Below are 19,158 nucleotides of genomic sequence, written 5' to 3' on the forward strand. Positions count from 1 at the left end.
ATGGCTTTCAATATGCGCAACCGCAGCCTGCTCTCGCTGATGCACCACACGACTCGCGAGCTCAATTACCTGTTGGACCTGTCCCGCGACCTCAAGCGCGCCAAATACACCGGCACCGAGCGTCCGCACCTGAAAGGCAAAAACATCGCGCTGATCTTCGAAAAAACCTCGACCCGCACCCGTTGCGCCTTCGAAGTCGCGGCCCATGACCAGGGCGCCCACGTTACCTACATCGACCCGGTGTCGTCGCAGATCGGCCACAAGGAAAGCATGAAAGACACCGCCCGCGTGCTGGGGCGGATGTTCGACGCCATCGAGTACCGGGGCTTCGAACAGGAAATCGTCGAAGAGCTGGCCAAGTTCGCCGGTGTGCCGGTGTTCAACGGCCTGACCGCCGAATTCCACCCGACGCAAATGATCGCCGACACCCTGACCATGCGTGAGCACAGCGACAAGCCACTGCACGACATCAGCTACGCCTACCTCGGCGACGCGCGCTACAACATGGGCAACTCGCTGCTGATGATCGGCGCCAAACTCGGCATGGACGTGCGCATCGCCGCACCGAAAGCCTTGTGGCCGCACGCTGATTTCATCGCCCAGTGCAAAGCCTTCGCTGAGGAAAGCGGCGCGCGCATCATCATCACCGAAGACCCGAAGGAAGCGGTCAAAGGCGTGGACTTCATCCACACCGACATCTGGGTGTCGATGGGTGAGCCGGTGGAAGCGTGGGACGAGCGCATCGAGCAACTGCTGCCGTACCAGGTCAACGCGGCGATGATGAAAGCCTCGGGCAACCCGCGCGTGAAATTCATGCACTGCCTGCCGGCGTTCCACAACAGCGAAACCAAGGTCGGCAAAGACATCGCCGCGCGCTACCCGAACCTGGCCAATGGCGTGGAGGTGACTGAAGAAGTCTTCGAATCGCCGGCCAACATCGCCTTCGAGCAAGCGGAAAACCGCATGCACACCATCAAGGCGATCCTGGTGTCGGCGTTGGCGGATATCTAAGCACCGATGCGGTCGGCTCTTTGTGGGAGCGTGGCTTGCCCGCGATAGGATCGCCGCGGTGTACCTGATGCACCGAGGTCTCTGCATCGCGGGCAAGCCACGCTCCCACAGGGAACTGTGTCGCCCGTTACTTCTCTGTCTAGAAGGACTGCATTATGCGTATCGTCGTTGCTCTGGGCGGTAACGCCCTGCTCCGCCGGGGTGAACCCATGACCGCGGACAATCAGCGCGCCAACATCCGCGTCGCCACTGAACAGATCGCCAAGATTTATGCCGGCAACGAACTGGTGATCGCTCACGGCAATGGTCCGCAAGTCGGCCTGCTGTCGCTGCAAGCCGCCGCCTACACCTCGGTTTCGCCGTACCCGCTGGACGTGCTCGGTGCCGAAACCGAAGGCATGATCGGCTACATCATCGAACAGGAACTGGGCAACCTGCTGGATTTCGAAGTGCCCTTCGCCACCCTCCTGACCCAGGTCGAAGTCGACGCCAACGACCCGGCGTTCCAGAACCCCACCAAACCCATCGGCCCGGTGTACGCCAAGGCGGAGGCGGAAAAACTTGCCGCCGAGAAAGGCTGGGCGATTGCCCCGGACGGCGACAAATACCGTCGCGTGGTGGCCAGCCCGAGACCCAAACGCATCTTCGAAATCCGCCCGATCAAATGGCTGCTGGAAAAAGGCAGCATCGTGATCTGCGCTGGCGGCGGTGGCATCCCGACGATGTACGGCGCCAGCGGCAAACTGCAAGGCGTGGAAGCGGTCATCGATAAAGACCTGTGCTCGGCGCTGCTGGCCGAACAGCTGGAAAGCGATCTGCTGGTGATCGCCACCGACGTCAACGCCGCGTTCATCGACTTTGGCAAACCAACCCAGAAAGCCATCGCCCAGGCCCACCCTGACGACATGGAAAAACTCGGCTTCGCCGCCGGCTCCATGGGACCGAAGGTGCAGGCCGCTTGCGAGTTTGCCCGCCATACTGGAAAAACCGCAGTGATCGGTTCACTCTCGGACATCGAAGCAATCGTCCAGGGCAAGGCCGGCACGCGCATCAGCACGGCGACACCTGGCATTACTTACTTATAAGGAGAAACGTCAATGGCAACGTTCGAGCCCGGTCACTTGCACATCGAGCGCCACGCGCTGACCCCGGATGATGTCAACTACAACGTGCACCTCGACTATGAGGTCAGCAAGAACGACAAAGGGGAACAAGGCATCCAGTTCACCATGCACGGCAGCATTCAGGGCAAGGACATGTCAGAGCCTTTCTTCCTGCCCAAGGCGGAGGCCTATAACTTCGCCAGGGATGTGACAAGAATTGCCGAGAAGTACGGAATTCCGAAAGAGCACAGCCAGATAGGCTCAGTCCACAAGCATTACGATTCGATGTTTGAAGACATCCGGGAGAAGTTGGATATGAAATCCGGCGACCCGGTAGACCTCAAGAACTTCGAGTAACCCAATTCCCCTGGATAAACGCTGTACCTGTGGGAGCGGGCTTGCCCGCGATGGCGGTTTAACATTCAACATCTATGTTGCCTGACACACCGCTATCGCGGGCAAGCCCGCTCCCACAGGGTTCATGTGTCACCCTGAAGTCCTGCGCAGGATTTCACCATTCGCCCGCCCCAAGGCATACTTGCCACCCTCCGTATTCCAGAACCCAAAACCGCCCCATGCGTATCCACGTCAGCTTCATCGACCGCGTCGGCATTACCCAGGAAGTCCTGGCCCTGCTCGGTGGGCGTAATCTCAATCTGGATGCGGTGGAAATGGTCCCGCCCAACGTTTACATCGATGCCCCGACCCTGAGCCCGGAAGTGCTCGAAGAACTGCGCGATGCGTTGCTCAGTGTGCGCGGCGTTCAAGCGATGACGGTGGTCGACATCCTGCCCGGCCAACGCCGGCACTTGCAGCTCGATGCGCTGCTCGCCGCCATGACCGACCCGGTGCTGGCCCTGGACAGCGCCGGCAAAGTGCTGCTGGCCAACCCGGCGCTGATCGCGTTGTACGGTCGCGAACCGGCCGGTGAAAGCGTCGCCGACCTGTTCGACGACCCGGCGCTGCTCGGCGTATTGCTCGAAAATGGCTTCCGCCTGCCGCTGCGCGAAATAACCGTCAACGGCCAGACCCTGCTCCTGGACGCCACCCCGATCACCGACGCCGGCGCCCTGCTGACCCTGTATCAGCCGAATCGCATTGGCGAACGCCTCTCGGCGCTGCACCACGATCACGCGGAAGGTTTCGATGCGTTGCTCGGCGAATCCCCGGCGATCCGTACCCTCAAGGCACGTGCCCAGCGCGTGGCGGCACTGGATGCACCGTTGCTTATCCAGGGCGAAACCGGCACCGGCAAAGAACTGGTGGCGCGGGCCTGCCACGCCATCAGCGCCCGGCACAGTTCGCCGTTCCTGGCGCTGAACTGCGCGGCATTGCCGGAGAACCTCGCCGAAAGCGAACTGTTTGGCTACGCCCCCGGCGCCTTTACCGGTGCGCAACGGGGCGGCAAACCGGGGCTGATGGAACTGGCCAACCAGGGCACGGTGTTCCTCGATGAAATCGGTGAAATGTCGCCGTACTTGCAGGCGAAGTTGCTGAGGTTCCTCAACGACGGCAGCTTCCGGCGAGTCGGGGGTGATCGCGAGGTAAAGGTCAACGTACGCATCCTCAGCGCGACTCACCGCAACCTGGAAAAAATGGTCAGCGAAGGTTCGTTCCGCGAAGACTTGTTCTATCGCCTCAACGTCCTGAATGTCGAAGTCCCGCCCCTGCGTGAACGCGGTCAGGACATCCTGCTGCTGGCGCGCTATTTCATGCAGCAGGCCTGCGCGCAGATCCAGCGCCCGGTCTGTCGCCTGGCGCCGGGGACTTATCCGGCACTGCTGGGTAACCGCTGGCCGGGCAACGTTCGGCAATTGCAGAACGTGATCTTCCGTGCAGCGGCGATTTGCGAAAGCAGCCTGGTGGACATCGGCGACCTCGACATCGCCGGCACCTCGGTGGCGCGCCAGAGTGACAGCGACGTCGATAGCCTTGAGCAGGCGATGGAAGAGTTTGAAAAGACGCTGCTGGAAAAGCTCTACGTCAGCTACCCCTCGACCCGGCAACTGGCCAGCCGCCTGCAGACCTCCCACACGGCGATTGCCCATCGGTTGCGCAAGTACGGGATTCCCAATAAGCCCTGAAATTGCCGAAACACACCGTAGCCCCCTGTGGGAGCCAGCCTGCTGGCGATTGCGGTGTGGCAGGCGAAAAAGATGTCGACTGACATAACCTCATCGCCAGCAGGCTGGCTCCCACAAGTTCTGTGTTCAGTGAAACCTATTTAAAAACGACCTCCACCTGTACTGAAAGCGCTACAGCGGAACGATATCGCTACACCCTCCCCCGATCACCGCTGTGCAAGGCTTTGATCCTCCTAGGCTTTTTTCTTTGCTTCTGGCTGTAGCGATTTCGCTACAGTCGTCAGAATTCTATGCGTATTAAAAAGACTCAAGCCATTGATTTATAAAGACTAAATAACATTGGCCGCGATCTTGCTTAGTAACCACCCATAAAGCAGGGCTTTAGCCCAAGCATTCCATCGCGTCCACCAGACGAGTCTGGCCCCCATAGGAGTTTCCATGAGCGAGTTGCGTTTTACTGAAGATCACGAATGGCTGCGCACCGAAGCTGACGGCAGCGTCACTGTCGGCATCACCGCCTTCGCACAGAACGCCCTGGGCGACGTGGTTTTCGTACAACTGCCTGAGCTGCAGTCCTACGACAAAGGCGCTGAAGCCGCCACCGTGGAATCGGTAAAAGCCGCCAGCGGCGTGTACATGCCGCTAGACGGCGATGTGTTGGAAGTGAACCCGGCACTCGATAGCAGCCCTGAACTGGTCAACGAAGACCCGATGGGCGAAGGCTGGTTCTTCCGCTTTCAGCCAACCGACGCTTCGGCTGTCGCCAAACTGCTGGATCAGGACGCTTACGACCGTCTGATCAAAGCCAACGCCGAAGCCTGAGGAACCGACATGTCCCAAGTAAATCTCAGCACTGCCAACGAATTCATCGCCCGCCACATCGGCCCGCGTTCCGGCGACGAGCAAGCGATGCTCAACAGCCTCGGCTTTGACTCCCTGGAAGCCCTGAGCGCCAGCGTCATCCCCGACAGCATCAAGGGCACCAGCGTCCTCGGTCTGGAAGACGGCCTGAGCGAAGCCGATGCCCTGGCGTTGATCAAGTCCATCGCCGGCAAAAACCAGCTGTTCAAGACCTACATCGGCCAGGGTTACTACGGCACCCACACGCCGTCGCCGATCCTGCGCAACCTGCTGGAAAACCCGGCCTGGTACACCGCGTACACCCCGTACCAGCCAGAAATTTCCCAAGGTCGTCTCGAAGCGCTGTTGAACTTCCAGACCCTGATCAGCGACCTCACCGGCCTGCCGATCGCCAACGCCTCGCTGCTGGATGAAGCCACTGCCGCTGCCGAAGCCATGACCTTCTGCAAGCGCCTGAGCAAGAACAAAGGCAGCCACGCCTTCTTCGCGTCCGTGCATTGCCACCCGCAAACCCTCGACGTACTGCGCACCCGTGCCGAGCCGTTGGGCATCGACGTGGTCGTCGGTGACGAGCAAACACTGACTGACGTGACACCGTTCTTCGGCGCCCTGCTGCAATACCCGGCGAGCAACGGTGATCTCTTCGATTACCGCGAACTGACCGAACGCTTCCACGCCGCCAACGCGCTGGTCGCCGTCGCCGCTGACCTGCTGGCCCTGACCGTGTTGACTCCGCCGGGTGAATTCGGCGCCGACGTCGCCATCGGCAGCGCGCAACGCTTCGGCGTGCCGCTGGGCTTCGGTGGTCCGCACGCGGCTTATTTCTCGACGAAAGATGCGTTCAAGCGCGACATGCCAGGCCGTCTGGTCGGTGTCTCCGTGGACCGCTTCGGCAAGCCGGCCCTGCGCCTGGCGATGCAAACCCGCGAGCAACACATCCGCCGCGAGAAGGCCACGTCGAACATCTGCACCGCGCAGGTTTTGCTGGCCAACATCGCCAGCATGTACGCCGTGTACCACGGTCCGAAAGGACTGACGCAGATCGCCAACCGCATTCATCACCTGACCGCGATTCTGGCCAAAGGCTTGAGCGCATTGGGTCTGAACGTCGAGCAAGAAAGCTTCTTCGACACGCTGACCATTAAAACCGGCGCCAACACTGCCGCGTTGCACGACAAGGCTCGCGCCCAGCAGATCAACCTGCGCGTCGTGGATACCGAGCGTCTGGGCCTGTCCCTCGACGAAACCACTTCGCAAGCCGACGTGGAAACCCTGTGGACCCTGTTCGCCGACGGTAAGGCGCTGCCAGACTTCGCGGCCCTCGCCGCTTCCGTGGTCAGCACCCTCCCGGCCGCGCTGGTTCGCCAATCGCCGATCCTCAGCCACCCGGTGTTCAACCGTTATCACTCGGAAACCGAGCTGATGCGCTACCTGCGCAAGCTGGCCGACAAGGACCTGGCCCTGGATCGCACCATGATCCCGCTGGGTTCGTGCACCATGAAACTCAACGCCGCCAGCGAAATGATCCCGGTGACCTGGGCTGAATTCGGTGCCCTGCACCCGTTTGCCCCGGCCGAGCAAAGCGCCGGTTACCAGCAACTGACCGACGAACTGGAAGCGATGCTGTGCGCTGCGACTGGCTACGATGCAATCTCGCTGCAACCGAACGCCGGTTCCCAGGGTGAGTACGCCGGCCTGCTGGCGATTCGCGCCTATCACCAGAGCCGTGGCGAAGACCGTCGCGACATCTGCCTGATCCCGTCGTCCGCCCACGGCACCAACCCGGCCACCGCCAACATGGCCGGCATGCGCGTGGTGGTGACGGCGTGCGATGCCCGCGGCAACGTCGACATCGAAGACCTGCGCGCCAAGGCCATCGAGCACCGCGAGCATCTCGCGGCATTGATGATCACTTACCCGTCGACCCACGGCGTGTTCGAAGAAGGCATCCGCGAAATCTGCGGCATCATTCATGACCACGGCGGCCAGGTGTACATCGACGGCGCCAACATGAACGCGATGGTCGGCCTCTGCGCACCGGGCAAGTTCGGCGGCGACGTGTCGCACCTGAACCTGCACAAAACTTTCTGCATCCCGCACGGCGGTGGCGGCCCGGGCGTCGGTCCGATTGGCGTCAAGTCGCACCTGACCCCGTTCCTGCCGGGTCACGGCACCATGGAGCGTAAAGAAGGCGCGGTCTGCGCGGCACCGTTCGGCAGCGCAAGCATTTTGCCGATTACCTGGATGTACATTCGAATGATGGGTGGCGCCGGTCTCAAGCGCGCTTCGCAATTGGCGATCCTCAATGCCAACTACATTTCCCGTCGCCTCGAAGAGCACTATCCAGTGCTGTACACCGGTAGCAACGGCCTGGTGGCGCACGAATGCATCCTAGACCTGCGTCCATTGAAAGACAGCAGTGGCATCAGCGTCGATGACGTCGCCAAGCGCCTGATCGACTTCGGTTTCCACGCCCCGACCATGTCCTTCCCGGTGGCCGGCACGCTGATGATCGAGCCGACCGAAAGCGAATCCAAGGAAGAACTGGACCGCTTCTGCGACGCCATGATCCGCATACGCGAAGAAATCCGCGCAGTGGAAAACGGCACGCTGGACAAGGACGACAACCCGCTGAAAAACGCTCCACACACCGCGGCGGAAATCGTCGGCGAGTGGACGCATCCGTACAGCCGTGAGCAAGCGGTGTACCCGGTCGCGTCGCTGATCGAAGGCAAGTACTGGCCACCGGTCGGTCGGGTCGACAACGTGTTTGGCGATCGCAACCTGGTTTGCGCTTGCCCGTCGATCGAAAGCTACGCTTGATCCATAGGGGGCGGCATGTCCGCCCTCGCATGAACGCCACAAAACCTGTAGGAGCTGGCTTGCTAGCGATGGCATCAACGCGGTGCATCATTTCGACCGAGGTGATGCCATCGCTAGCAAGCCAGCTCCTACAGGACCGCATTCAGTCACAAGATTCTCGCCAATTCCTATAACAAGAAACCGGAGAACAACCATGTCGTTAAGCGTGTTCGACCTGTTCAAGATTGGCATCGGCCCCTCCAGCTCCCACACCGTCGGCCCGATGCGCGCTGCTGCGCGTTTCGCCGAAGGCTTGCGCCGTGAAGGGCTGCTGACTGCAACCGCCTGCGTCAAAGTCGAGCTCTACGGCTCGCTCGGCGCCACCGGAAAAGGCCACGGCAGCGACAAGGCCGTGTTGCTCGGCCTGGAAGGCGAACACCCCGACACCGTGAACACCGAAACCGTCGCCGCCCGTCTGCAAGACATTCGCGGCAATGGTCGCTTGAACCTGCTCGGCGAACACAGCATTGCGTTCAACGAGAAAGAACACCTGGCGATGATCCGCAAACCGTTGCCCTATCACCCCAACGGCATGATCTTTCGCGCGTTCGACGCGGCGGGTCTGCAGATCCGCAGCCGCGAATACTACTCGGTCGGCGGTGGTTTTGTGGTCGATGAAGACGCCGCCGGCGCAGACCGCATTGTCGAAGACGCCACGCCACTGACCTTCCCGTTCAAAAGCGCCAAGGACCTGCTCAGTCATTGCGCCACGTACGGCTTGTCCATCAGCCAGTTGATGCTGACCAACGAAAGTGCCTGGCGCCCGGAAGCGGAAACCCGCGCCGGACTGCTGAACATCTGGCAAGTGATGCAGGACTGCGTCGCCGCCGGTTGCCGCAATGAAGGAATCCTGCCCGGTGGCTTGAAAGTCAAACGTCGGGCCGCTGCGCTGCATCGGCAGCTGTGCAAGAACCCGGAATCGGCGCTGCGTGATCCGCTGTCAGTGCTGGACTGGGTCAACCTGTACGCGCTGGCGGTCAACGAAGAAAACGCTAACGGCGGGCGCGTCGTCACCGCGCCCACTAACGGTGCAGCGGGCATCGTCCCGGCGGTGCTGCATTACTACATGCGGTTTATTCCCGGCGCCAACGAAGACGGCGTCGTGCGCTTTCTGCTGACCGCCGCCGCCATCGGCATTCTCTATAAAGAAAACGCCTCGATCTCTGGCGCCGAAGTCGGTTGTCAGGGTGAAGTCGGCGTCGCCTGTTCCATGGCCGCCGGCGCGCTGTGCGAAGTGCTTGGCGGCACGGTGCAACAAGTGGAAAACGCTGCGGAAATCGGCATGGAACACAACCTCGGCCTGACCTGTGACCCCATTGGCGGGCTAGTGCAAGTGCCTTGCATCGAGCGCAACGCCATGGGTTCGGTGAAAGCCATCAATGCCGTGCGCATGGCCCTGCGCGGCGACGGTCAGCACTTCGTCTCCCTCGACAAGGTCATCCGCACCATGCGCCAGACCGGCGCCGACATGAAAAGCAAATACAAGGAAACCGCCCGTGGCGGTTTGGCGGTCAACATTATCGAGTGCTGATGCCCACGCGCATCCGCACACTTTTTCAGGAGCTGAATATGTCCACCGAACAATTGCTGAAAACCCCGCTGCACGCCCTGCACATCGAACTCGGCGCGCGCATGGTGCCGTTCGCCGGCTACGACATGCCGGTGCAATACCCGTTGGGCGTGATGAAAGAACACCAGCACACCCGTGATCAGGCCGGGCTGTTCGATGTCTCGCACATGGGCCAGATCCGCCTGACCGGCGCCAATGCCGCCAAGGCCCTGGAAACCCTGGTGCCGGTGGACATCATCGACCTGCCGGTGGGCATGCAGCGCTACGCGATGTTCACCAATGAAACTGGCGGCATCCTCGACGACCTGATGGTCGCCAACTTGGGTAACGACGAACTGTTCCTGGTGGTCAACGCCGCCTGCAAGGATCAGGACCTTGCGCATCTGCAAAAGCACATTGGCGACCAGTGCAAAATCGAACCGCTGTTCGAAGAACGCGCGTTGCTGGCCCTGCAAGGCCCGGCTGCCGTGACTGTACTCGCTCGTCTGGCGCCTGAAGTGGCGAAGATGACCTTCATGCAGTTCACCCGCGTGAAACTGCTGGGTGTCGAGTGCTTTGTCAGCCGTTCGGGCTACACCGGTGAAGACGGTTTCGAAATCTCCGTACCGGCCGCCAACGCCGAAGCCCTGGCGCGCGCCCTGCTGGCTGAACCTGAAGTGGCGGCCATTGGCCTCGGCGCTCGCGACTCCCTGCGTCTGGAAGCCGGTCTGTGCCTCTATGGCCACGACATGAACACCGAAACCACCCCGATCGAAGCCAGTCTGCTGTGGGCCATCTCCAAGCCACGTCGCGCTGATGGCGCACGGGCCGGCGGCTTCCCTGGTGCCGAGACCGTGTTCGCTCAACAACAAGCCGGCGTCAGCCGCAAGCGTGTCGGTCTGCTGCCTCAGGAACGCACGCCAGTGCGTGAAGGCGCAGAAATCGTCAACGAAGCGGGCGACATCATCGGCGCCGTGTGCAGCGGTGGTTTCGGCCCAACCCTGGGTGGTCCATTGGCCATGGGTTACCTCGACAGCGCTTACATCGCCATCGATACACCTGTATGGGCGATTGTGCGTGGGAAAAAGGTGCCTTTGCTTGTAAGCAAAATGCCATTTGTTCCACAACGCTACTATCGCGGCTGATTGTCTGTTTCTATAAGTAACGCGGTTGCGTTAACAGTGCACTAATGTGTAACGCAACCGCCATAAAACAGTGCATGTCTTTGGCTCTATGCTTCGTTTATGAACGTTGCTTATAACGTTCGAAAACAATTGAACAACCCTATCGAATAAGCCAGCACTAGTGGACACACTAACGCCATCAACCTGAGCAAAACCGGGCCTCTCGCAGGGGCTTGTTTTTTCTCCCGTAGTTGGCGTAGAGTTTGTTCACTGTGTTTGCATGGGTCGCTTGGAATCGTGACCTGGGCAGTAGCCTACAAGTTAGCTACATCCCGTTCGACGTCTTCTTACTCTCCTGCAACCAGCCCCAGTACTCTTTCATGAGAAAGAGACTGTCATTAATTATTGCGTCAAAGGAAATAAGAAATGTCCCAACGTCAGAGCGGTACCGTCAAGTGGTTTAACGACGAGAAAGGTTTTGGTTTTATCACTCCAGAAAGCGGTCCGGATCTGTTCGTGCATTTCCGCGCTATTCAGGGCAACGGCTTCAAGAGCCTGAAAGAAGGCCAGAAAGTGACTTTCGTTGCTGTGCAAGGCCAGAAAGGCATGCAGGCTGACGAAGTACAAGCAGAAGCCTAATCTTCTGTAACGAAAAAGCCCCTGATGCTGACATCAGGGGCTTTTTTGTGCGCGTAAATCCGTAAAATGGATTCTTTTTTCCGTCCAGAGGCTGCCATGTCGAAACACCTGCTCAACCCCCAGGGCGACTTTCCCGCCGCCACCCTGGGCCGTCGCCTGGCAGCGATGTTCTATGACTTCCTCTTGTGCACCGCCCTGCTGATCGTCACCAGCGGCATTTACAAGATGATCCAGATGGCGATCATCGGTGAAGACAAAATGCGCACCCTGACCGAAGCCGGCGCGCTGGACGGTGATCCACTGCTATCGACGGTGTTGCTGTTTGTGTTGTTTGGTTTTTTTGCCAAGTTCTGGACCTGGTCCGGTCAGACGCTGGGCATGCAGGTGTGGTGCATTCGCGTGCAGAACGCGGATGGTTCGTCGATCAGCCTGTGGCAGGCGCTGTTGCGGTTTGTGGTGTCGATCGCGTCGCTGTTGTGTGTTGGTCTTGGGTTCTTCTGGTCACTGTTCGATAAACAGAAACGCAGCTGGCATGACATGTACTCGAACACTCAGCTGGTGCGGATTCCGAAGAAAACCAAGTAATCCCGGACACCGAAAACCAATGTGGGAGCGGGCTTGCTCGCGATAGCGGCGCATCAGTCAACATTGATATGACTGACAGACCGCTATTGCGAGCAAGCCCGCTCCCACAGTTTTTTTGCGAACTCTTAAGCGTTACCGGCCAGTTTCATCCGCGCCGCCTGGGTGAAATCCAGCATCCGCTTCAACGGCCGAATCGCCTGCGGAATCAACGCCGGATCCACAAATATCTCGTTAGTCCCTTCCTTCAAGCACTTCAGCGTGCGCTCAAGGGTGTTCATCGCCATCCACGGGCAGTGCGCGCAACTGCGGCACGCTGCGCCATTACCGGCCGTTGGCGCTTCGATGAAGACCTTGTCCGGGCACAGCTGCTGCATCTTGTAGAAGATGCCGCGATCGGTGGCGACGATCAGGGTCTTGTTCGGCAGGCTCTGTGCCGCCGCAATCAACTGACTGGTGGAACCGACGGCATCCGCCAGCTCGATAACCGAGGTCGGCGACTCCGGGTGCACCAGAATCGCGGCTTCCGGGTACAGCGCTTTCATGTCTTCAAGCTGCTTGGACTTGAACTCTTCGTGAACGATGCAGGCACCGTCCCACAGCAGCATGTCCGCGCCAGTCTGGCGCTGGATGTAGGTGCCCAGGTGTTTATCCGGGCCCCAGATGATGGTTTCGCCGTTATCCATCAGGCTTTCGACGATCTCCAGCGCACAACTGGACGTTACCACCCAATCCGCCCGGGCTTTGACCGCCGCCGAGGTGTTGGCATACACCACCACCGTGCGTTCCGGATGCTGATCGCAGAACGCCGAGAACTCATCCACCGGGCAACCCAGGTCCAGCGAGCAGGTCGCTTCCAGGGTCGGCATCAGAATGCGTTTTTCAGGATTGAGAATTTTTGCGGTTTCGCCCATGAACTTCACTCCGGCGACCAGCACGGTCTTGGCCGGGTGAGCACTGCCGAAGCGGGCCATCTCCAGTGAGTCGGAGACGCAACCACCGGTTTCTTCGGCCAGGGCCTGAATCACCGGATCGCAATAGAAGTGAGCAACCAGCACCGCGTCCTGAGCCTTGAGCTCGGCAGCGATGGCGGTACGGTAAAAAGCTTCCTCCTCGACGGTCAGCGGCTTGGGCTGCTTGGCGTCGAGGTGGGCTTGAACCAGAAGGCGTTCGGAAATTTGCGTCATGTTCGCAAGACCTGCAGGCGCTTTCGCGCGAAAGTCGAGTATACACCCGGCTCCGGACCCTTCAGGGTACCGCCGGGAGAGTGAGTATCATCAGGCACGGACAGCGGTGAAGATGCGCAAGGCTACAGAATATCCCGTGGATGCAAAAGATGATTCTGACCTGCGTGACGCGGTGCAGCCCCGCGTTGAGCCGACCTCAAATCGCAGGCAAAAAAAAATCCGGAAATCCTCACTTGCGTGGGCCTTCCAGACTTTTAAAACTGCTACAAAAATGGTGGGTCGTGTGGGATTCGAACCTACGACCAATTGGTTAAAAGCCAACTGCTCTACCAACTGAGCTAACGACCCGCTGTGTGGTGGCGCGTATAATACTGATTTTTAAGGACTATTCAACACCTAATTTGAAATAAATCAAAAATAAGGTGTTGGATCGCTCACGCCGGCCGCTGCAAAGCCTTCTGCACGCAGTCGGCAGCTGTCGCATTTGCCGCACGCACGGCCGTTATCATCCGCCTGATAGCAGGAAACGGTCAGCCCATAATCGACCCCCAGCTTCACGCCTGCCTGGACGATCTGTGCCTTGCTCAGGTTCTGCAGCGGCGCCTGGATGCGGAAGCCATTGCCCTCGACACCGGCCTTTGTCGCCAGATTGGCCGTGCGCTCGAAAGACTCGATGAACTCGGGACGGCAATCCGGGTAACCGGAGTAATCCACCGCGTTCACGCCGATAAAGATGTCACGCGCGCCGAGCACTTCAGCCCAGCCCAGCGCCAGGGATAGAAACACCGTGTTGCGTGCCGGCACGTAGGTCACCGGAATCCCCTCACCCGCCACTTCCGGCACGTCGATGCTGCTGTCGGTCAGTGCCGAACCGCCGATTCCGTTCAGGTTCAGGCCGATCACCTTGTGTTCCACCACGCCCAGATCCCGGGCGACACGATCGGCGGCATGCAGCTCGGCGTGCGAGCGCTGGCCGTAGTCGAAGCTCATGGTGTAGCAGCTGTAGCCTTCAGCACGGGCCATGGCCACGACCGTCGCGGAGTCGAGGCCACCAGACAGCAGGATGACCGCACGTTTTTCAGCAGTGTTCAGTTGTTCAGTCATCTCAGCGCCCCGGCTCGTCATTCCAAAGATATTTATGCAGCTGCAATTGCAGACGCACTGGCAGGTTGTCCGCCACCACCCAATCAGCCAGGTCTCGCGCATTCAGGTCATGATGGCTTGGCGAAAACAGCACTTCGCCTGCACGCTTGTCCAGACCGTACTGAATCAGCTTGGAGACGGCCCAGTCGTAGTCGTCCCGCGAGCAGATGACAAACTTCACCTGGTCGTTGGGCGTGAGCAGTTCGATGTTCTCGTAGCGGTTGCGGTGTGCTTCTTTCGAACCAGGGGTTTTCAAGTCGACGACGCGACTGACCCGTGGATCGACCGCCGAGATGTCGAGCGCGCCACTGGTTTCCAGCGACACTTCGTAACCGGCGTCACACAACTGCTTGAGCAGTGGGATGGCGTTGGGTTGTGCCAACGGCTCGCCACCGGTGACACAGACGTAACGCGGACGGAAACCGGCCACTTGCTCGAGGATATCGTCGAGCGGGCGAATGGTGCCGCCTGTGAACGCGTAGGCGCTATCGCAGTATTGGCAACGCAAAGGGCAACCGGTCAGGCGCACAAAAACTGTGGGCAGCCCGGCAGTCCGCGTTTCACCCTGCAACGAGTAGAAAACTTCGGTGATTCTCAATGTGTCTTGCATAGTCGCCACGGGCATAACAGCTAAACAGGCTGTCCGCCTCCGTCAGGCACTTCAAGGAACCCCGCCAACGCGCAGATCCCAAAAAGCGTGTTTCATAAAAAGGGCGTGAATTCTAACGAAAAAACCCGCGACAGGCGCGGGTTTCTTCAATACGGGTCAAACAACCTTACATACGCTGCAAGTCGCGTTGGGCCAACTGAGCGGCGGAAGTGCCCGGGTATTGCGACACGACCTGTTGCAGAATGCCTTTGACCTTGTCGGTGTGACCGAGGCGGCGCTCTACATCAGCCAGCTTGTACAGCGAATCAGGCACTTTTGGATGCTTGGGGTACAGCTGCGAAACCTTGGCAAAAGCCTGACCTGCGCCTTGCAGATCGCCTTTGGCCAAATTCACTTCGCCCAACCAGTACTGGGCATTGCCCGCATACTGGCTGTTCGGGTACTTGCGCAGGAATGCGGCAAAAGCCTGGCTGGCCTTGTCGAAATCCTTGGCTTTGATCAAGTCGAAGGCTGCATCGTAATACAGTTTTTCCTTCGCCGGGTCAGCCGGCTCGCTACCCGCAGCAGGCGCTTGAGCGGCGGCCGCTCCTGCACCTGCGCCAGCGGCTGCACCGGGGGCATTCAAACTGCCACCGGTTGAAGAATTATCAGGAGTCGCGGCTGGTGCAACGCCGGTTCCTATGCGCCGATCAAGATCCTGATATCGCTCCAAGTTCTCTTGCTTCATGCGCGCTACATCATTTTGCAGAACTTCGATCACACCCTGTTGGCGTGAGATCTGCTCCTGCATGGATTGCAATTGGTTGAACAGCTCGCCCTGTGCCGAGACAGGGGCCGAAACCCCTCCCCCGGCATAGGCGCCGTTCGTACCGTAACCCGCAGGCGGATTACTAGTCCCGCTATTGTTATAGCCGGAGTCGTTATCGACCACAGGAACCGCAGCCCACACCGCAAGCGGTGCGAGGCTGAGAGCCAAAACAGTTACAGCACGACGGCACGTTCGCATGACGAATTACTTACGCAGTTCGACGCGACGGTTTTGAGCCCAGGACTGCTCGTCGTTGCCGGTAGCAACTGGACGCTCTTCGCCGTAGGAAACCAGTTCCAGCTGAGCTGGGGAAACACCTTGCAGTACCAGGTAGCGCTGAACGGCTTTCGCACGACGCTCGCCCAGTGCCATGTTGTACTCACGAGTACCACGTTCGTCGGTGTTGCCTTCCAGAACAACGCGAGCGCCGTTTGCTTTCAGGTCTTTGGCGTGAACGTCCAGAGCGCGCATGGCTTCTGGCTTCAAGTCCGAGCTGTCGTATTCGAAGTAGAAGGTGGTGATTGCGCGCAGAGCAGCTTCTTCGCTCAGGGAACCGTCAACGGCACCAGTGTTTGCGCCGTAACCAGCGTTTGGATCAACAGCGCCTTCACCGGCGTTGTCGCCGCCTTTGGACGAGCAACCTACAGCTACAGCCATGGCCAGAGCCAGCGCAGCAAATTTACCAAACTTCAGCATTTCCATCGTGAAACTCCTAATGAACCCCAGTGTGTTAAGTAAAACGTGTAGCGCCGCGTCAGTTCAGGTAAGGGGACCAGGAAGGTTCTCTGACTTCGCCTTGTGCGGTAGGAAGCGGGAGCCTTACGCGTCCATTAATGGACACGAGCATCAAGACTCCCCGGCCCTGCTGGCGGGTGGCGTAGATTACCATGGTGCCGTTGGGCGCAACAGTAGGTGACTCGTCCAGAGTGCTATCAGTGAGGATCTTTACACTACCTCGCTGCAAATCCTGGGCCGCCACCTTGAAATTAGTGAAGCCATCCTGGCGGTGAATCATCACCAGGGTCTTTTCATCAGCCGAAAGTTTAGGGTTGGCGTTGTAGTTACCAATAAAGGTCACGCGTTCCGCACCGCCACCACCGACGCTGGTTTTATAAATCTGTGGCTTGCCGCCACGGTCGGAGGTGAAGTAGATGGTCGAACCATCCTTGCCCCAGAACGGTTCGGTGTTGATGCCGGGACCGTTGGTAACGCGAGTGATCTGACGCGAACCCAGGTTCATCACGTAGATGTCCGGGTTACCGTCTTTCGACAAAACGAATGCCAGGCGATTGCCATCCGGCGACCAGGCGGGTGCGCCATTGAGGCCTTCGAAGTTGGTGATCTGCTCACGGCGACCGGTGTCGATGTTCTGCATGAAGATACGCGGACGCTTCTGCTCGAACGAAACGTAAGCGATGCGCTTGCCGTCCGGCGCGAAACGCGGCGACAGGATCGGCTCGCGCGATTGCAACAGGGTCACGGCGCGGGCACCGTCATAGTCCGAGCGTTGCAGCGTGTAGCGCGTGTTCTTCTCGGAGAAGCGTTCGGCCGTCACGTACAGCAGACGTGTCGAGAACGCACCTTTGATACCGGTGAGTTTTTCGAACGACTGGTCGGCGATGTAGTGCGACATGTCGCGCAGTTGATCGACGCTGCCCGACACGCTGCCGGTCAGCACTTGCTGCTCGGTGGCGACGTTGAACAGAGCATATTGAACCTGCAGGCGACCGCCCGCTGGCACGATGCTGCCGACCATAATGTATTGGGCGTTGATCGCCTTCCAGTCACGGAAAATGATTTCGCTGGCCTGGCTCGGCTGGCTGATCATGTTCTGCTTTGGAATCGGCGCGTAGTAACCCGAGTTGCGCAGGTCGTTGCCGATGATCTCGGCCATGTCGTCCGGCAGCACGGTGCCGCCCTGGAAACCAAATGGCACTACGGCAATTGGAGTTGCCTGGGAGCTACCACTGCTGACCAGGATATTTTTTTCATCTGCGGTGGCCAGTCCTGCAAAGCAGAACATGACGACAAGCAGTCCTCGAAGAAGGTTTCTCACAAGGCTAGATCCTCAGGTGTGAATGTCATCTTGAATGAACGATAGGGTGCGAAATCAGCTGGCTTCAGACCCTGCATTTCGGTCAATCGACCAATATTTTTTACCGCCGCTACCGCTGAACTGTCGAACGGTACATCACCGCTGGACTTGGCAACCGATACGCCGGAGATTGTTCCATCAGGCAGCATGTTGATCTGCAGGATCACCTTCATGCCCTTGCGGGCCGACGGTGGCTGCGCCCAACCTTCAGAAGCACGGGAGCGAATCAAGTCGTCGAAGTTACCCGCGACTTCATCACCCTGCTCATCCGCCAAGGCCTGCTGACGCTCTGTCGTGTCGGAAAGCAAATCGGCCAGGGCCTGAGCCTTTTTCTCATCGACGGATTTACGTGCCGCTTCCTGCGATTTCTTCTTCGCAGCATCGGCAGCAGCTTTCTTCTTCGCGTCTTCGGCGACTTTCTTCTTCGCCTCTTCAGCTTCAGATTTCTTCTTGGCGTCTTCCGCGGCTTTCTTCTTCGCGTCTTCGACGATCTTTTTCTTGGCTTCTTCAGCGGCCGCTTTTTTGGCCTCTTCTTCCGCCGCTTTCTTGGCTTCTTCTTCAGATTTCTTCTTGGCTATATCAGCCAATTGTTTCTCTTCAACCTTTTTGGCTTCGGCGGTCTTCTTCGCTTCATCGGCTTTCTTGGCTTCATCAGCCTTTTTTGCCTCATCCGCTTTCTTCGTCTCGTCGGCCTTCTTGGATTCTTCGGCTTTTTGAGCCGCATCTTCCTTCTTTTGTTCCGCGGCCTTGATCGCTTCCTGTTCGATCTTTTTCTGTTCCATCTGTTCGACTTCGGTCTGACGCGCGGCGGATTTCTTCGCCTCACCCGCAATCTTCTGATTGGTCTGGGTGGTCGCCTGACTCTTCGATTTCAGTTGGTACAAGGTCGCCTGGACAATCGGCTTGGCCGGCGGCAACTCCGGTGTGAAGGCGAAACTGACGAACAGCATGCCGAACACCAGCACGTGCAAGACAATCGCCAGGACACTAGGCCAGAAGTAGCTTTCCGAGGCGGACGGCTCTCGCATTTGCTGCATCAGGGTGCCTCGGTAATCAAGCCAACATTACCGACCCCGGCTTTCTGCAATCCGCCCATGGCACCCATCACGGAGCCGTAATCGACGGTCTTGTCGCCGCGGATGAACACCTGGGTGCGCTTGCCGCCTTCGGTACCGGCGCGAATGATCTTGGTCACCGCGTCAGTCATCTGCGGCAAGGTCATGGCCTTGTCCTGTTGCTTTTCAGTGTCGACTTCGCTGCCAAGGTTCCAGTAGTAGGTCTTGTCAGCCTTGATCGAAATGGTCAGTACCTGGGTGTTGTTGTCCTGCGGCAAGGCTTCGCTGGAAACCTTGGGCAGATCAACTTTCACGCCCTGATTGAGCATCGGAGCGGTCACCATGAAGATAACCAGCAGCACCAGCATCACGTCGATGTAAGGCACCACGTTCATCTCGGCAACCGGCTTGCGCTTTTTGCGAGCTCGAGCGATTAAAGCCATTG

The 19,158-nt window shown here is 59.0% G+C and carries 18 protein-coding genes and 1 tRNA gene; 10 read left to right on the forward strand and 9 right to left on the reverse strand.

Going from position 1 to position 19,158, the window contains the following annotated elements; all coding sequences use genetic code 11:
- The 10 genes from ACA075_RS23305 to ACA075_RS23350 all read left to right on the forward strand — a co-directional run bounded on the left by ACA075_RS23305 (nt 1) and on the right by ACA075_RS23350 (nt 11,818).
- Complete coding sequence (locus ACA075_RS23305; RefSeq protein WP_497295622.1) at nt 1–1,011, forward strand: ornithine carbamoyltransferase; 1,011 nt, start codon at nt 1–3, stop codon at nt 1,009–1,011.
- A 155-nt stretch (nt 1,012–1,166) separates the two neighbouring features.
- Complete coding sequence (gene arcC / locus ACA075_RS23310; RefSeq protein ID WP_219095483.1) at nt 1,167–2,096, forward strand: carbamate kinase; 930 nt, start codon at nt 1,167–1,169, stop codon at nt 2,094–2,096.
- A gap of 12 nt (nt 2,097–2,108) precedes the next feature.
- Nucleotides 2,109–2,471 carry a DUF5064 family protein gene (locus ACA075_RS23315; RefSeq protein ID WP_497295623.1) on the forward strand — a complete coding sequence of 121 codons (363 nt, stop codon included), beginning with the start codon at nt 2,109–2,111 and terminating at the stop codon, nt 2,469–2,471.
- A 218-nt stretch (nt 2,472–2,689) separates the two neighbouring features.
- Entirely contained in the window at nt 2,690–4,198 is a 1,509-nt protein-coding gene (gene gcsR, locus ACA075_RS23320) for a transcriptional regulator GcsR (protein WP_497295625.1), read from the forward strand.
- A 438-nt stretch (nt 4,199–4,636) separates the two neighbouring features.
- Complete coding sequence (gene gcvH / locus ACA075_RS23325; protein ID WP_219095485.1) at nt 4,637–5,020, forward strand: glycine cleavage system protein GcvH; 384 nt, start codon at nt 4,637–4,639, stop codon at nt 5,018–5,020.
- Nucleotides 5,021–5,029: 9 nt separating this feature from the next.
- Complete coding sequence (gcvP, locus tag ACA075_RS23330; protein WP_497295627.1) at nt 5,030–7,882, forward strand: aminomethyl-transferring glycine dehydrogenase; 2,853 nt, start codon at nt 5,030–5,032, stop codon at nt 7,880–7,882.
- 193 nt (nt 7,883–8,075) lie between these two features.
- Nucleotides 8,076–9,452: an L-serine ammonia-lyase gene (locus tag ACA075_RS23335; RefSeq protein ID WP_145309233.1), complete on the forward strand. Its 1,377-nt coding sequence runs from the start codon at nt 8,076–8,078 to the stop codon at nt 9,450–9,452.
- Nucleotides 9,453–9,490: 38 nt separating this feature from the next.
- A complete protein-coding gene (gcvT, locus tag ACA075_RS23340) occupies nt 9,491–10,615 on the forward strand; it encodes a glycine cleavage system aminomethyltransferase GcvT (RefSeq protein ID WP_497295629.1) in 1,125 nt (374 codons plus the stop codon).
- A gap of 405 nt (nt 10,616–11,020) precedes the next feature.
- Nucleotides 11,021–11,233 carry a cold-shock protein gene (locus tag ACA075_RS23345; protein WP_003175786.1) on the forward strand — a complete coding sequence of 71 codons (213 nt, stop codon included), beginning with the start codon at nt 11,021–11,023 and terminating at the stop codon, nt 11,231–11,233.
- Between the two features lie 96 nt (nt 11,234–11,329).
- Nucleotides 11,330–11,818 carry an RDD family protein gene (locus ACA075_RS23350; protein WP_497295630.1) on the forward strand — a complete coding sequence of 163 codons (489 nt, stop codon included), beginning with the start codon at nt 11,330–11,332 and terminating at the stop codon, nt 11,816–11,818.
- A gap of 125 nt (nt 11,819–11,943) precedes the next feature.
- On the opposite strand, the gene nadA is transcribed toward ACA075_RS23350, so the two are convergent.
- From nadA to tolR, 9 genes are all read right to left on the reverse strand, one after another.
- The gene (gene nadA, locus ACA075_RS23355; protein ID WP_497295631.1) at nt 11,944–13,002 is read right to left on the reverse strand and encodes a quinolinate synthase NadA; all 1,059 of its coding nucleotides are present in this window, start codon (nt 13,000–13,002) and stop codon (nt 11,944–11,946) included.
- 272 nt (nt 13,003–13,274) lie between these two features.
- A tRNA-Lys gene (locus ACA075_RS23360) sits at nt 13,275–13,350 on the reverse strand.
- A 63-nt stretch (nt 13,351–13,413) separates the two neighbouring features.
- Nucleotides 13,414–14,106, reverse strand: a complete 693-nt coding sequence (queC, locus tag ACA075_RS23365; RefSeq protein ID WP_497295632.1) for a 7-cyano-7-deazaguanine synthase QueC — start codon at nt 14,104–14,106, stop codon at nt 13,414–13,416.
- 1 nt (nt 14,107) lies between these two features.
- A complete protein-coding gene (queE, locus tag ACA075_RS23370) occupies nt 14,108–14,755 on the reverse strand; it encodes a 7-carboxy-7-deazaguanine synthase QueE (RefSeq protein ID WP_219095497.1) in 648 nt (215 codons plus the stop codon).
- Nucleotides 14,756–14,921: 166 nt separating this feature from the next.
- The gene (gene ybgF, locus ACA075_RS23375) at nt 14,922–15,761 is read right to left on the reverse strand and encodes a tol-pal system protein YbgF (protein ID WP_497295633.1); all 840 of its coding nucleotides are present in this window, start codon (nt 15,759–15,761) and stop codon (nt 14,922–14,924) included.
- 6 nt (nt 15,762–15,767) lie between these two features.
- The gene (gene pal / locus ACA075_RS23380) at nt 15,768–16,265 is read right to left on the reverse strand and encodes a peptidoglycan-associated lipoprotein Pal (RefSeq protein WP_003178634.1); all 498 of its coding nucleotides are present in this window, start codon (nt 16,263–16,265) and stop codon (nt 15,768–15,770) included.
- A 52-nt stretch (nt 16,266–16,317) separates the two neighbouring features.
- Nucleotides 16,318–17,586 (reverse strand): Tol-Pal system beta propeller repeat protein TolB, encoded by a 1,269-nt coding sequence (gene tolB / locus ACA075_RS23385; RefSeq protein WP_461976189.1) that lies wholly within the window; start codon nt 17,584–17,586, stop codon nt 16,318–16,320.
- 29 nt (nt 17,587–17,615) lie between these two features.
- Entirely contained in the window at nt 17,616–18,695 is a 1,080-nt protein-coding gene (tolA, locus tag ACA075_RS23390) for a cell envelope integrity protein TolA (protein WP_131059802.1), read from the reverse strand.
- The gene (tolR, locus tag ACA075_RS23395; RefSeq protein WP_161807482.1) at nt 18,695–19,147 is read right to left on the reverse strand and encodes a protein TolR; all 453 of its coding nucleotides are present in this window, start codon (nt 19,145–19,147) and stop codon (nt 18,695–18,697) included. Before tolR ends, tolA begins: the two co-directional genes overlap by 1 nt.
- Nucleotides 19,148–19,158: the final 11 nt, after the last annotated feature.

The sequence above is a fragment of the Pseudomonas sp. LBUM1663 genome, assembly GCF_059695905.1.

Bases quoted from the DNA above. Each gene is read 5' to 3' on its own strand.
- ACA075_RS23345 (WP_003175786.1), top strand. From the start codon at position 11,021: ATGTCCCAACGTCAGAGCGGTACCGTCAAGTGGTTTAACGACGAGAAA.
- ybgF (WP_497295633.1), bottom strand. From the start codon at position 15,761: ATGCGAACGTGCCGTCGTGCTGTAACTGTTTTGGCTCTCAGCCTCGCA.
- ACA075_RS23350 (WP_497295630.1), top strand. From the start codon at position 11,330: ATGTCGAAACACCTGCTCAACCCCCAGGGCGACTTTCCCGCCGCCACC.
- ACA075_RS23335 (WP_145309233.1), top strand. From the start codon at position 8,076: ATGTCGTTAAGCGTGTTCGACCTGTTCAAGATTGGCATCGGCCCCTCC.
- ACA075_RS23305 (WP_497295622.1), top strand. From the start codon at position 1: ATGGCTTTCAATATGCGCAACCGCAGCCTGCTCTCGCTGATGCACCAC.
- tolB (WP_461976189.1), bottom strand. From the start codon at position 17,586: ATGTTCTGCTTTGCAGGACTGGCCACCGCAGATGAAAAAAATATCCTG.
- queC (WP_497295632.1), bottom strand. From the start codon at position 14,106: ATGACTGAACAACTGAACACTGCTGAAAAACGTGCGGTCATCCTGCTG.
- arcC (WP_219095483.1), top strand. From the start codon at position 1,167: ATGCGTATCGTCGTTGCTCTGGGCGGTAACGCCCTGCTCCGCCGGGGT.
- nadA (WP_497295631.1), bottom strand. From the start codon at position 13,002: ATGACGCAAATTTCCGAACGCCTTCTGGTTCAAGCCCACCTCGACGCC.
- gcvT (WP_497295629.1), top strand. From the start codon at position 9,491: ATGTCCACCGAACAATTGCTGAAAACCCCGCTGCACGCCCTGCACATC.
- ACA075_RS23315 (WP_497295623.1), top strand. From the start codon at position 2,109: ATGGCAACGTTCGAGCCCGGTCACTTGCACATCGAGCGCCACGCGCTG.
- gcsR (WP_497295625.1), top strand. From the start codon at position 2,690: ATGCGTATCCACGTCAGCTTCATCGACCGCGTCGGCATTACCCAGGAA.
- queE (WP_219095497.1), bottom strand. From the start codon at position 14,755: ATGCAAGACACATTGAGAATCACCGAAGTTTTCTACTCGTTGCAGGGT.
- pal (WP_003178634.1), bottom strand. From the start codon at position 16,265: ATGGAAATGCTGAAGTTTGGTAAATTTGCTGCGCTGGCTCTGGCCATG.
- tolA (WP_131059802.1), bottom strand. From the start codon at position 18,695: ATGCAGCAAATGCGAGAGCCGTCCGCCTCGGAAAGCTACTTCTGGCCT.
- gcvH (WP_219095485.1), top strand. From the start codon at position 4,637: ATGAGCGAGTTGCGTTTTACTGAAGATCACGAATGGCTGCGCACCGAA.
- gcvP (WP_497295627.1), top strand. From the start codon at position 5,030: ATGTCCCAAGTAAATCTCAGCACTGCCAACGAATTCATCGCCCGCCAC.